Annotated in this window: 10 protein-coding genes; 5 read left to right on the forward strand and 5 right to left on the reverse strand. The window is 39.4% G+C overall.

Features of this window, described 5'->3' with window-relative positions; all coding sequences use genetic code 11:
• Nucleotides 1-61: 61 nt before the first annotated feature.
• The 5 genes from KQI39_RS11315 to KQI39_RS11335 all read right to left on the reverse strand — a co-directional run bounded on the left by KQI39_RS11315 (nucleotide 62) and on the right by KQI39_RS11335 (nucleotide 5,155).
• A complete protein-coding gene (locus tag KQI39_RS11315; protein ID WP_418408151.1) occupies nucleotides 62-1,441 on the reverse strand; it encodes an alanine/glycine:cation symporter family protein in 1,380 nt (459 codons plus the stop codon).
• Between the two features lie 174 nt (nucleotides 1,442-1,615).
• The gene (locus KQI39_RS11320) at nucleotides 1,616-2,422 is read right to left on the reverse strand and encodes a sulfite exporter TauE/SafE family protein (RefSeq protein ID WP_216418441.1); all 807 of its coding nucleotides are present in this window, start codon (nucleotides 2,420-2,422) and stop codon (nucleotides 1,616-1,618) included.
• The gene (locus KQI39_RS11325; RefSeq protein WP_216418443.1) at nucleotides 2,419-3,741 is read right to left on the reverse strand and encodes an amidohydrolase family protein; all 1,323 of its coding nucleotides are present in this window, start codon (nucleotides 3,739-3,741) and stop codon (nucleotides 2,419-2,421) included. Before KQI39_RS11325 ends, KQI39_RS11320 begins: the two co-directional genes overlap by 4 nt.
• 110 nt (nucleotides 3,742-3,851) lie before the next feature.
• Nucleotides 3,852-4,298, reverse strand: coding sequence for a hypothetical protein (locus tag KQI39_RS11330; RefSeq protein WP_148446604.1), 447 nt, complete (start codon nucleotides 4,296-4,298; stop codon nucleotides 3,852-3,854).
• A gap of 2 nt (nucleotides 4,299-4,300) precedes the next feature.
• Entirely contained in the window at nucleotides 4,301-5,155 is an 855-nt protein-coding gene (locus tag KQI39_RS11335; RefSeq protein ID WP_173761951.1) for a DUF3100 domain-containing protein, read from the reverse strand.
• Between the two features lie 304 nt (nucleotides 5,156-5,459).
• Between KQI39_RS11335 and KQI39_RS11340 the strand changes: the two genes are divergently transcribed.
• The 5 genes from KQI39_RS11340 (at nucleotide 5,460) to KQI39_RS11360 (ending at nucleotide 13,237) form a co-directional block, all read left to right on the forward strand.
• The gene (locus KQI39_RS11340) at nucleotides 5,460-6,155 is read left to right on the forward strand and encodes a Crp/Fnr family transcriptional regulator (protein WP_216418465.1); all 696 of its coding nucleotides are present in this window, start codon (nucleotides 5,460-5,462) and stop codon (nucleotides 6,153-6,155) included.
• Between the two features lie 11 nt (nucleotides 6,156-6,166).
• Nucleotides 6,167-6,889 carry an esterase gene (locus tag KQI39_RS11345; protein WP_253293153.1) on the forward strand — a complete coding sequence of 241 codons (723 nt, stop codon included), beginning with the start codon at nucleotides 6,167-6,169 and terminating at the stop codon, nucleotides 6,887-6,889.
• A 53-nt stretch (nucleotides 6,890-6,942) separates the two neighbouring features.
• On the forward strand, nucleotides 6,943-7,527 hold the full coding sequence (locus KQI39_RS11350; RefSeq protein WP_216418469.1) for a nitroreductase family protein: 585 nt from the start codon (nucleotides 6,943-6,945) through the stop codon (nucleotides 7,525-7,527).
• Between the two features lie 353 nt (nucleotides 7,528-7,880).
• A complete protein-coding gene (locus KQI39_RS11355; RefSeq protein ID WP_216418471.1) occupies nucleotides 7,881-12,761 on the forward strand; it encodes a DUF6531 domain-containing protein in 4,881 nt (1,626 codons plus the stop codon).
• Nucleotides 12,762-12,778: 17 nt separating this feature from the next.
• The gene (locus tag KQI39_RS11360) at nucleotides 12,779-13,237 is read left to right on the forward strand and encodes a peptidoglycan binding domain-containing protein (RefSeq protein ID WP_216418473.1); all 459 of its coding nucleotides are present in this window, start codon (nucleotides 12,779-12,781) and stop codon (nucleotides 13,235-13,237) included.
• Nucleotides 13,238-13,590: the final 353 nt, after the last annotated feature.

Here is a 13,590-nt window from a genome sequence, read left to right on the forward strand (position 1 = left end):
AATGATCAGAAGCAGTTGGAGCTGTAACTTTGTTATATACGACTTTATAACTATGAATGTTTTACTTATCAATCACTTCTACTGGAGTATCGTCCCGTGCATCCAGATTATTGATGTATTTCTTTGTTTCTTTTACGATTACATTGGAAAGCAGCAGTACTGCGATCAGATTGGGAATGGCCATCAGCGCATTCAGGATGTCGGCTACGGTCCATACCAGGTTCAGGGAAATAACAGGAGCAATGGCAGCTACCGCGATGTACAGCACACGATAAGGGATGAGGCCTTTTTTGCCGGAAAAATACTCTACGCACCGTTCCCCGTAATATGCCCACCCAAGGACAGTAGAATATGCGAAGGAAATGATACCTACCACCAGGATCACAGGGCCAAGGATCGGGATCTGCTGAAATGCGAGGGTGGTAAGGACACCACCGTCAGTGATATTTCCCATGTCTATGGAAGGATTTTTCATAATGCTGGTGACAAGAACGAGACCGGTCATCAGACATACTACAACGGTGTCCCAGAATGTACCGGTACTGGAAACAAGAGCCTGACGTACCGGATTTCTTGTCTGGGCTGCAGCTGCGGCGATAGGCGCGGAACCCATACCGGATTCATTGGAAAAAAGTCCTCTTGCGATTCCATACTGCATAGCCATCATGATACCACGTCCCACAAGACCTCCTGCAGCGGCACCAGGAGTAAATGCAAGTTTGCAGATGGTTTTTACGGCAGGAATGATAAAATCGAAATTGATCCCCAGGATGACGATACATCCGATCACATAGAAAAATGCCATAAACGGAACAAGACGTTCACATACGGTTGCAATGGATTTGATCCCGCCGAAAATAACAAGAGCAGTAAGAACAGCCACAGCAATGCCGATCACTGCTGGCGGGATATGGAGGTTCTCGTTACATACCGTTGCGATGGCATTGACCTGGGTGGCACATCCGATCCCAAAGGAGGCAAAACCGCCAAAAAACGCGAAGATCAGACCAAGCCAGCGCATATTTAAGCCACGTTCCAAAGCATACATGGCACCACCCTGCATACGTCCGTCTTTGGTTTTGACACGGTATTTTACGGCGATGAGAGATTCGCTGTATTTGGTGGCGATTCCAAAAACACCGGTAAGCCAGCACCAGAGAACTGCACCGGGACCGCCAAGAGCGATAGCAGTACCGACACCGATGATATTTCCGGTTCCAATAGTAGAAGCCAGTGCCGTTGTCAGAGCTCCAAACTGGCTGACTTCACCTTCTGCATCGTGATCTTTGGTGACAGACAGGCGGATGGCAGTACCAATCTTTCGCTGGATCACCCCGGTGCGGATGGTCATAAAAATATGAGTACCCAGAAGCAAAATGATCATCCACCAGCCCCACACCAGACTGTCGATCTGGTTTATCACATTTCCGATTGCATTCATCATAGAAATCTCCTCCCTTTCTCAAAGCGAAATCCCTGCAGGACTGCAGAAATACCAACAAGAGCGTACAGACACAGGAAACATGTGCTGTACGCCCTTGTACGTTACGCTCTTTAGTTGTGATTATTACGTTGATTATACAGGAATTTTCAGAATGATGCAACAAAAAATATTTTACATCAGCATATAAATGGCAATGCATACAGAGAATACAGCTACAAATATCTTCAGCCCCTGAACAGGAACTTTTCCCGCAAAACGGCTTCCCAGCCATACGCCGATCCCATGAGTCAGAACAATCAGTACCAGAAGTCCCAGGATTTCTGTCCAGGTAATTCTGGAAAGATAGCCAATGCATGCAGGAATGGCAATAAACACGGAATCAAAAAGTGCTACACCGACGGCGATCCTTGCGGACACTCCGCATGCTACCAGAAGAGGCATCACAAGGACCGGGCCGCCTGCACCGGAGAGAGAACAGATCGCTCCGGTAGTGATCCCGAGGAAGATCAGGAATCCCATATGGTCTGCAATGGATTTTGAACGTACAGGCTCAGAAGAGTCTGGGCTTTCATTTGAGGCAGCGGAAGCTGCTTTTCTTTTTTCATTCCACATCCGGACCAGAATGGAAGCACCGGAAAACAGTACCACCAGATAAAGGATGGTTTTGGCTGTGGATTTCTCGATCATGGACTGAAGGAATACACCGGCAATGGCACCGATGAGGCTGCCGATACCAAGTTTCAGAGACATTTTTACATCCAGATTTCCGGCTTTGTAATAATTAAAAGAACCGATAATACCGGATACCAGAAACGCAAGAAAACTGAGTGCCAGCGCATAAGTTACGTCAAAGCCAAGTCCGCCTGTGTACAGCATAGGCAGCAGAAAACCGGCAATTCCACAGATTCCGATGCATCCGCCAACTGCCATATTTGCGGCTGCGATGATCACGAGAGTCAGGAGCGTTAAAGAATTCATTCAGACACCTCCCCGGAAGTAAAATATTTCTCTGCCTGCCAGAGGATCTTTTCCTCATCCAGGGTCAGTACCTGGCGGTTTCGCATCAGAAGTTTTCCGTTTACAATGCTGTCAGACACATCATTTCCGCAGACACATTCCAGAAGTGTATTTACCGGATTGTTTGTGGCAAGAAGATGTGGCTGGCGCCAGTTGATGGAGATCAGATCGGCTTTGAACCCTTCTTTTAATACACCGGATTTTTTTTCACCAAGAATGTGAGCACCGTTTTCGGTAGCCATTTTCAGGATAGTTTTTGCAGGCATTACAGCAGGATCTGCATTTTTTACTCCCCAGAAAGCGTTCATAACAGAGCGGAAGATCTTCATTTCATTCCAGAGACTTAAGCCTCCGTGTGCAGTTCCGTCTGTGCCAAGACCGGTGCAGATTCCCTGTTCCAGAAGAGAAGGAGTATCCGGCACACCTTTTCCGCAGTTACTGAAGGGACAATGAACAACTTTTACCTGATTTTCTGCAAGAAGAGAACGCTCGTGGGCGGACACCATAATGCTGTGGGCAGAAAGGAAATCCGCATTCAGAACCCCGAGAGAATCCAGATATTCCACAGGACGCAGCTGAAATTTTTCCAGAGTATAATTTACTTCTCCGGCATATTCATTCATATGAGCCTGAAAAAAAGTATTCCGCTCTGTGGCCCGTCCGGCAGTGGCTCTAATAAGTGCAGTGGAGCAGTTCATCAGTGCACGTAAGGAATAGAATACTTTTAAGCTTCCCTTTCCGTGAAATTCATCAAAAAGATGGTCCTCCGATGCAAGAACTTCCTCCGTAGTCTGTCGTATGGAATCCGGAAAATTTCCCTGATCCATGGATGAATGGGAAAGTGCGCCGCGAAGGCCTGAAGCCAGGTAAACTCTGGCAGCTTCTTCCATAAAATAACTTCCTGCGTCCACAAATCCGGTAGTTCCGTTTTTGATCATCTCAAGGGCGGCAAGGCTGGCACTGAGACGCATTTTTTCCGGAGTCAGAGTGCTTTCAAAAGGCAGCATGATCCTGGTCCAGATCATGGGCAGTTCATCCAGTACCGCACCTTTGAGAAGTTGCTGCCCGGTATGCATATGGCCGTCTATAAGGCCTGGCATCCACAGGAGATCTTTTCCATCGATGGTTTCTGTGGCTGCAAGGCAGGAAGGCTCTTCAGAGGTGATGGAAAGGATGGTTCCGTTCTGGATGGCAATGAAAATGCTGCGCCGGATTTGGAAGTTTTCATCCAGGATGGAAGTGTTACGGATTAAGATATCACAAGTTGTTTTTTCGTTCATTTTTACCTCCCAGATTAAAGCTGATTTTTGAAATCTTTGTTTTGTGTGACAGGAAAAAACAGCCGGTCAGTGAAAAGACACCAGCCGGCCGAAGAAAGTCCATGAATTTATCAGATCACATGTGTCAGAGACAGAACAATCTGGGCGATGATAGCAGAACAGGTAAAGGTTCCGATCATGACCAGAGCCGCGATGAGAAGCATTTTCCATCCCTGTTTTGCAAACTCTTTCAGCTGGTCGCTGATGGAGATTCCGGCATAGGCACCAACCATGGTCAGCGGTGCGGTGAAATTGATCTTTCCGGCAGCTTCGATCACAAACTCACGGGCAGGGCATAACGGGCTTGCAACAAGAAGTCCGATAAGAGAACAGTAAGCGATCACCGGCAGCTTAAAAGGCACCAGTTTGCTGATCACTACCGATACAAAAGAAATCGCAAGGAGGATCAGGATGCCTGGAACAGAATCCATAAAGTTTACCTGAAATCCTACAAAATTGGCAAGGGCGATTCCAACACCTGCCACAAGAAACATTACAGCCCACTCAATATATCTCATTGTTATTTCTCTCCTTTTCCTTTTCCAGCCAGTTTGTCATGGATCGGACCAAGCTTTGGTTCCAGTTTTCCGTAAAGCCAATTACACAGCGGGATACCTACAAAGAGGGCCATGTAAATTCCATCGATGCCTGAAATAGTTTCACTGGCACTTGCAAGTGCACCAATCTGATCCGCCATTGCCGGGAACATTTCTGATAACGTAGCGGTGGCAGTTGCCATCATGATGCCGGCGCCAACACCGGAAGCCATACCAAGTGAATACGGATGAAAAAGGCCGGTGGAAGCGATTACGGTTGCCATAAAACCAAAGAAGATGGTTCCGACCATTCCGCCGATGATGTAAATGGAAAGACTTCCGCGTGCTTCAGGGGAGTCCGGTCCGAATACATCCTGCATCAAAGCCAGGTTCGTCTCGCGGTTAATGGAGTGGCAGGCACCGACAGCTTCACGTTTCAGGCCAAGGAGCAGTGCGATAGGCAGTGACAAAAAGATGGTTCCCAGGTTTCCGAACTCCTGAAGGAGAAGTGCCGGACCTGCGGAGATCACAGTCTCAATACTTGCGCCTGCATTGATGCCGAGCTTGGCGATAAAAGGACAGATACATACGATAACCAGTTTGGATGCAGCCTTTACCTCAGGCTTTTTGAATATCTTCAGGATCTGAGGTCCTGAAAGGATACCAAGAAAAATAGAATAAAAAATAGGAAACAAGATCAAAGTTCCTGGTCCCAGGGGAATCTTGATCTGTCCTATGGAATCAGCAATTATGATAAAGATCAGTGCGGCGAGATAGATTTTCCATTCTTTTTTCAGGCGCTCGCCAAGGCCTGAATACATAAACTCCTGTTGCTTCATTTCTTACCTCCCTAAAATGTATCAGACAGTTTTTCGGGGCTCCCATGTGTATCAGCAACAAGGTTGGATGCAAAAAACTGCTGGTAAAGTGATTCGGATGTCTTCTATAACGATCCGGTACAGAGCTTCGGGCAAAGCAGATAAAATACATTTGCCTGTCTGAACTCTTTACGGTGAGGATTGTACACTTTTGAAAAAGTAAAAAAAAGGACAAAAGGGACTTTTTGGAAAAAAATATAAATTTATAGAATAACTCATGGTATAATGAAAGAAATATTTATTATTGTTTTGTCGGAGGAAAGAAATGACACTGGAAGAACTGATCGAAACCTATCCGGAGGTAGAAACTTATTTCAAAAATATGCCGGAAGAACTGAAAACCCGCTACACCATCCGGAAATTTCCACCGGGAACCATCATCCATCAGAAAGACTATCCTCTGGATTATTTCGGGATCGTATGCAGCGGAGATAACCGGGTGATCAATGAATTTGAAAACGGCAATGTATTTATGATCGAAAAAAATGAGCCCATTGATTTTATCGGTGAAGTTACGATCCTTGCGGAAAAACCTTTCACATCCGTATCTATCGAAACACTGACCGAATGCGTGGTATTCATGATCTCCAGAGAAGATTTTGAAATGTGGATCGCCCAGGATATCCATCTTCTGCGCCTGGTAGCTCACAAGATCGCATACAAACTTTACCGCTCCTCTTACAACCGGGGCGCCAGACTTTTTTATCCTCCTACGTTCCTGTTCCTGGACTACATGCTGAAATTTGCCTCCGCCCACAACATCGAGAAAAAGGGAGAAGTTATCCTCCGAAAAACAAGGGAAGGAATCCGGGAAGAGCTGGGAATGACCGTAAAAACCATCAACCGAACCATCACAAAACTGAAAGAAGACGGACTCATTGATACTCGCAAGGGAAAAGTAGTCATGTCGCTGGAACAGTACCGGATGGCAAGGGATAAGATTGGGTATTATGTGTCGTGAGAAAAATGACTATGGAAAAAAATATTTTTGAGATTAATGAAATCACCTGCATTGTCTATGCAAATAAAAATCCAGAATATCTTCTGATTCAGCCAGTCAACGAGCCACACGCACAGATGTTGGATCAGCAGATCCGATTTATGACAGAACACACAAAAAAGAGTTTTCTGCTGGCTGCATTTCTGGTAAAAGACTGGAACCAGGATCTGTCACCCTGGTGCGCTCCGGCGGTATTCGGAAAAGAATCTTTCGGAGAAGGTGCCGGCGAAACATTGGCTTTTATAGAAAAAATGCTGATACCGGAGATTGCGGGACGCTATAAATTAGAAGAAGGTATAAAAGATATTCCGGTAATTCTGGGAGGTTATTCCCTTGCAGGACTGTTTGCCCTGTGGAGCACTTACCAGGAAAAGAGTACTGTCAAATTTGCGGCAGCAGCCGGAATATCGCCATCCGTATGGTTCCCCGGATGGTTGGAATATACGGAAACAAAACAGATACAGACAAAGAAAGTATACCTAAGCCTTGGAGACCGTGAAGAGAAAACCCGGAATTCCGTAATGCGGCAGGTTGGATCGAACATTCGGGAAATGGACAGCTGGTATGGAAATGATGAGAAGATAGAGTGTGTTTTGGAATGGAATAAGGGAAATCATTTCCAGGATGTGGACGTGCGATGCGGGAAGGGGTTTTTGTGGTGTATTTCGCACACCCAAGAGGAAGATAGGATATAAAAGTAGCTTAGCAACTATTTATATAGATAAAAAACTCGAATCAGGAAGCAAAAATGCTGGAAGCAATCAAAAACAGAAGAAGTATCCGAAAATACAAAAACGCACCGGTTTCCAGAGAGCAGATCAGCGAGATCCTGCAAGCAGGAATGCTGGCGCCGTCTTCTAAAAACCGGCAACCGTGGAAATTTATCGTAGCTACAGACGCAGCAAAAGAAGAGGTCTGCAATGTGATGGAAAAAGGAATTTCAAGGGAAAAAATAAGCCCGTTCATTCCGGACAGCAGCCCATATATAACCGGTGCGGAGCATACCCTTCAAATCATGAGGCAGGCTCCGGTGATCATCTTTATTGTGAATGAAATTGCGGCCTCTTTTGATAAGACACCGACTATGGATGAGCGTGTATCGGAAATCTGCAATGCACAGTCCATAGGTGCTGCCATTGAAAATATGACACTTACAGCTACGGAGCTTGGGCTTGGAAGTTTATGGATCTGTGATACATTTTTTGCCCAGAAAGAGCTGAGTGAATGGCTGAATGGAGAGCCCTATGCGGCACTGGCCATCGGCTATGCGGCGGAAAAAACCTGCCCCAGGCCAAGGAAAAAACCGGAAAATGTCATAGAATGGCGAGAGTGAAAATGATGTGAACTGTAAAAAAAATTATGAAAATTATCTAATTTTAATTGCTGTTTCAAGACAAATAAAGTATAATATTAATAAATTATAAAGATTGGCTATACTCCGGCTTGGGAGATTATGTATTGGCATGAGGTGATGATTGGTAGGATATTAAACTCGCATTTGAGTTAGGTGTTATGTCTGCGTCGGATGATTTTGGTTGTCCGGCGCTTTTTGTAGTTAATATTTAATGTTTGCAGAAAGATACGGTAGATACACTGGATTAAGAAATGTGATTTAGGTATCAACATAGAGTAGTTAGAAATCCGGACGTGTATCAGATTGATGCCACATTTGGAAGGAGAAAAAGTATGAGTGAATTTGAAATTAAAACAGGAGCTGTGCAGAATAAAGCAGATGATATTGTTCATATAGCAACACAGATTGAAAATATAGCGCAGCAATGTGACGCAATATGTAGTGAAATGAGTTCAGAAACTTCTATGAGCATGATCAAAGCAAAGTTACGAAATATCATTTTGGAAGTTCGGAGAGAGGTAGCTATAACTGAAAATATGGGATCTGTTCTGCTGGAAATTTGCCAAATGTATGAGAAATGTGAGCGTACCATTCTCAATGGACAGACAGAGAAGAAAAATATAGAAGATATTTTAAAATATTTTTCAGAAGCGACTCGTAAATTGATTGAGAATATTGTTTTTTGGCCAGGAGGAATAAATGGAAAAATTTCTGTATATGATGGAGATCCTGTTAATATGTGTACAGGAAATTATGTCGATTATGTAGAAGAATTTTCTTTTTATCATTCATTAAATTTGTCATTTTCAAGATATTATAATTCAATGTTACTGCAACAGGGAAGCCTTGGGGTAGGATGGCAGCATAATTATGAATCATATTTGGATATTGGAAAAGATGAAATAGACGTGTATTGGGGAAACGGGGAAATAGAGAAATTTCATCTGGATAAAGATAATAATTATCATAGTGTTTTTGGAAGTTATGACAGTATATCTATAAGTGGAGAAAATTATCTTTATACTAGAAAAAACGAATATAAATATTTGTTTAATACAGAGGGATTGTTGATTAAGATATTTGATAATAATCAAAATGCCATTACATTTGAATATGAGAATGGAAAATTAAAAACTGCATCAGATCAATATCAGAATAGTATTTTTTACGAATATAATGATGATGGACTTCTAATTTGTGTATCAGACACAACAGGACGTTCAATAAATTTGTTTTATGAAGATGTATTTTTGACAAGGGTACAGTCAATAGATGAACATAATTCCATATATGATTATGATATAGCAGGACGTCTGACCTCTTATCTTGATACAAATTCAAAAATTATATTTTCTATTTATTATGATGAATATAATCGCGTAATCAGACAGGAATTTGCGGATCACGTGATATTACAGTATAAATATGGTGAAAATTATGTAGAACTGGTCAGAGAAGATGGAACTAAAATTACATATTATCATGATGAATCCGGAAGACATATTTGTACAGAATTTCTTGGAACAAAAGAAGAATATTGTTATAATGATCAAAATCATAGAACTACATATATAGATGAAAATGGGAAGAACTATATTAGATATTTTGACGAAAATGGGAATATTATTTCATTTATTAATCCAATGGGAGAAGAAACAAAATATTTTTATGAGGCACATACTGCTGAACCAGTGAAAATGATTTTAGCAGATGGAGAGAAACGAGAAGCTTCTTATGATGACGTAGGTAATATAAAAACGTTATGTGACGAATGTGGAAATATAACAGAATTTAAATATAATATATATGGCCAAGTGGTAGGCATTATAAATCCTGATGCGTCATTCTATACATTTTCTTATGATGAAAAAGGAAATTTAATAGAAGAATGTGATGAATGTGGATGCGTTACAAAATATTATTATGATGAATATGGAAATGTGAAAGAAAAAAAATCTCCAACAGGAATCAGCAGATTTTATACTTATTCAGCTGCAGGTGATTTGTTATCATACACAAATGGTGAAGGAAATACCAGATATTATAAATATAATGAACGACATCAGGTAATAGAAGTTACAGACTTTGACGGCTATTCTGAACAGTGGAAATATAACAGAAGAGGTTTTCTGACAGAACATATTGATAAATGTGGTAATTCTGTGGAATATAAATATGATTCGTTTGGAAATAGAATCGGTATAAAAATGCCAAATGGTGGAGAAATAATTAGAAGTTTTAATGAAAAAAATCAATTGATAAAAGAAATAGATTTAGATGGGGAATGTACAGAGTATCAATATGATGCAGTTGGCAATTGTGTTACATATCAAAAAGGAGAATATATTATTCATTTTGCGTATGATGATATGGGAAGAATAGTCAGAAAATCTGATAATGTAGGATATTCAGAAAACGCTTTATGGAATAGCAGGGGCAATATCCTTGAGATGAATACGGAAGAAGGAAAACAGCTTACGTGTATTTATGATTCAGCTGGAAGATGTGTAAAGCAGAGAAATATATATGGAAAAACAACAGAATATGAGTATGATGTCATGGGACGAGTTATTAAGATTAAAGACGAGAATGGACGAATTAGCTCATACAAATATAATAGCGATGGTACTTTGATAAAATCTTCATATGCAGATGGTTCCTATATTGAATTTTTTTACGATGCAGATAAGAAAATAATTAAAAAGAAATTTAAAAATGGAAATATCTTGAAGTATAAATATGACAGAGAGAAACGCATAACCCAAATAAGTGATAATTTAGGACATACGATTGATTTTGAATATGATATAACGGGAAATGTAATAAGAAAAAAATATCCTAATGGTGCAATTTATGAATTTCAGTATACTCCTATTGGAAAAATGAATTATATAAAGGATCCACTTGGAAATGAAATAAGATATGAGTATGATTGTATGAATCGCTTGATACATATTTTGCGAGGAAACTTATCTGAAAATGCAGCCAGACAGATTTTGAAAAAGGCAACGGAAGAACAGAATGTATTTAATAAGGACGATGCGTATCATATTTTAACGTATGAGTATACAAAAGGTGGAAAACTTGCATCGAGAATAGATCAATCTGGTTGTAAAGATATTTATGAATATAATGATTATGGTAATATGATTCGGCGTATATCGCAAGAGGGGGAAAACATAGAATATTTTTATTATGCAGATGGAAAGGTAAAAGGTATAAAGTATCCAGATTTAGGAGAAGTAGCGATTAATTATAATTATCGTGGTCAGATTGAAAAAATTCAGGATTGGAATGGAACTATAAATTTTTTATATGATAAATTTGGAAGAATCACAGAAGTATGTGATGTACAGGAGAATATAATTTCATACAACTGGGAAGGCTCAAATAAGAAACAGTCTATTGTTTATCCGGATGGACAAAAAAAGATATATCAGTATGATGAAATTACACGACAAACAGGAATTCGAGCTGGTGAAGAAGAAATTCGATATCGATATGATCAGAATGGAAGACTCATGGAAAAGATTATGCCTAATGGAATATCTGAAGAATATGATTATTATGTGAATGGCAGAATGAGAGAATTGATACACAAAGATGCTAATGGTTATAAAATGATATATCACTATTATTATGATTCGGTGGGACGGTTGACAAAAGAGAATGTATTTGATGAAAAAGAGGATCTAACTGAAGAAAAGAAATACATATATGATCTGTTAAATAGACTTACAGAAGTTTGGAAAAATAATAAAAAGTTATTGGAATATCAGTATGATATATTTGGAAACAGAGTAAAGGAGGTACGGGAAGGCTGCATTACTAACTATAAGTATAATGAATTAAATCAATTGATTGAGATTCAGATTCAAAAAGGTGAAGCTACAGATAATATATATTTGAAATATGATAAAAGAGGAAATCTTATATCAGAAAAAGGAAAGTCCGGAAAAAAACAGTATATTTATAATAGTGCGGATCAGTTGGTAAAATTTATCTCAGAAACAGGAGAGTCTGTATTTTATCAATATGATGCTCTGGGAAACAGAATTAAAGAGAAAAGAAAATTCGGTTTTCAATCAGACGTTAGAGAATATATTTATGATTATACCAGAGATTATAATAATATCCTTATGATTCGACATAATGGAAATGATACAAGCTATCTCTGGGATGATCATTTGCTTGCAGAAAATACAAATGGAAAAAATAATTATTATCAATGTGATTTTCTGGGAAGTGTGAAGCAGATTTATAATGATGACGGATTACTGTTCGAGAAAAGGAGTTATGATGCTTTTGGAAACATTGAACAGGGAAAAATAGATGAAAACTATCCATTCGGATATACGGGATTATTTTTTAATTTGGCTCTTGGTGCATATCATACTTATTCAAGAGAGTACAGAACCGATTGGGGCAGATTTATAAGAAGAGATGCAGATCAGTTTATGCATCTTGGAAATCCGGAATCGGTCAATCTATACACGTATTGCCTGAATAATCCAATTATATTTACGGATTTGAACGGAGAAGATTGTTATATTTTTTACTGCCCTGAATGGGAAAATGAGGCAAAAAATGATCAGAAACAATTAGCGAAACAGTATGGATATAGTAGAGACCAAGTTCATTTAATCCCGATAAATAGTAATCAGGATTTGAGGAATGGATGGAATGCTATGGGCACAGAAAATGGGCAGCAGGTTGATATCGATACTGTGGTAATTAATTCACATGCTAATCCGCGTGTTTTGGGATATGAAGGAAGCAAAGATTATTTTACAACGGGTGATATTAGCCAGCTTGATAATAAGAATATGGACAATCTTGTACTTTATGGATGTAACGCCGGACATGCAGACTATTCTGATGATAATGTTGCCGCAAGTTTTTCAAGAAAAGTAAATGGAGCGCCTGTTATGGCAAGTGATGGTACTGTATCACCTAATTTGACCTTTTTTAATATAACAAAAAGATCTTATTCATCAAAGGGAGATAAGCATTATAAAGACTGGTTGCCGGAGAATTCAAAGAGGAAAAATAATGGATGGATGATTTATCAATATGAAAATGGACAGGTTAATACTGAAGTACTGAAAGATAAAAAAATGAACCTTACAGATATGGTAAAAGAATTAAATAAAAGGTGTGCAAATGAAGGAAGAGTACTTGCTTCATGTAACAGAGGTATTGGCGGTCATTAAATTAAAAGGAGAATATTTTGAAAAAAAAGTATATATATACAATTATTGTGGTGACATTTATTATATTGGGGGGAATTACAACGATGCTTTTAAATACAGGGATTCAAAAAAGAAACTTACAACAGTATGTAGAAAAAGAATTGGAGGTTAAATTTAAAGAGGGAATTTTTGAGGAAGAAGGGAGTATTAAGAAAAGCTTATTTGATGAAGTGGCATATATCAGGCTTTCCATAGAGCGCGAGAAAAAAGATGAAATTATAAATACTCTGAATGCAAAGTACCGTGAATATGAGGAAATAGAAACATTTAAAGTACCAGGATATCAGGGAAATGTATATCAGAAAGAATTACTAGAGTCCAGGATCGATGATTTATATTTTATTATGAAAAAGGGAAAAAGAAATAAGACAAGATCTGTAGAAGTTTACATTGCGGAAAATGTGAATGGAAACATATATCTGTATTTTATGGGATAGAAAAGTTGTTAGATGTACATATAAGCATAAAATCTGTATTTTTTCATCGTAAGATGGAAGGGTGCAGATTTTTTGTTTCAAATGCAAAAAATGATATTGACAAAATAACGATATTGCGATATTTTGAAAAAGCGATATACGTAAATAACGGTATTTTATAAGGAGGAACCATAATGTCTGTGACAAAAACCATGTACGTAAAAGAAAATTCATTTCGTAAACTGGATGACCCATTTAATATGAAAGAGCAAATCCCCCAGCTATGCTGGGGCGAATAGTGTAGTAGTGACGATGTAGAATGTATAATAAAGCCTCCTATGCTACAATAGTAAAGGTGTCTCAAGCCAATACTG

Origin of the sequence: Blautia sp. MSJ-36, from assembly GCF_018917985.1 — a bacterium.
In the GTDB taxonomy this organism is placed as follows: Bacteria; Bacillota; Clostridia; order Lachnospirales; family Lachnospiraceae; genus Blautia_A.

Bases quoted from the DNA above. Each gene is read 5' to 3' on its own strand.
- KQI39_RS11315 (WP_418408151.1), bottom strand. From the start codon at position 1,441: ATGAATGCAATCGGAAATGTGATAAACCAGATCGACAGTCTGGTGTGG.
- KQI39_RS11320 (WP_216418441.1), bottom strand. From the start codon at position 2,422: ATGAATTCTTTAACGCTCCTGACTCTCGTGATCATCGCAGCCGCAAAT.
- KQI39_RS11325 (WP_216418443.1), bottom strand. From the start codon at position 3,741: ATGAACGAAAAAACAACTTGTGATATCTTAATCCGTAACACTTCCATC.
- KQI39_RS11330 (WP_148446604.1), bottom strand. From the start codon at position 4,298: ATGAGATATATTGAGTGGGCTGTAATGTTTCTTGTGGCAGGTGTTGGA.
- KQI39_RS11335 (WP_173761951.1), bottom strand. From the start codon at position 5,155: ATGAAGCAACAGGAGTTTATGTATTCAGGCCTTGGCGAGCGCCTGAAA.
- KQI39_RS11340 (WP_216418465.1), top strand. From the start codon at position 5,460: ATGACACTGGAAGAACTGATCGAAACCTATCCGGAGGTAGAAACTTAT.
- KQI39_RS11345 (WP_253293153.1), top strand. From the start codon at position 6,167: ATGGAAAAAAATATTTTTGAGATTAATGAAATCACCTGCATTGTCTAT.
- KQI39_RS11350 (WP_216418469.1), top strand. From the start codon at position 6,943: ATGCTGGAAGCAATCAAAAACAGAAGAAGTATCCGAAAATACAAAAAC.
- KQI39_RS11355 (WP_216418471.1), top strand. From the start codon at position 7,881: ATGAGTGAATTTGAAATTAAAACAGGAGCTGTGCAGAATAAAGCAGAT.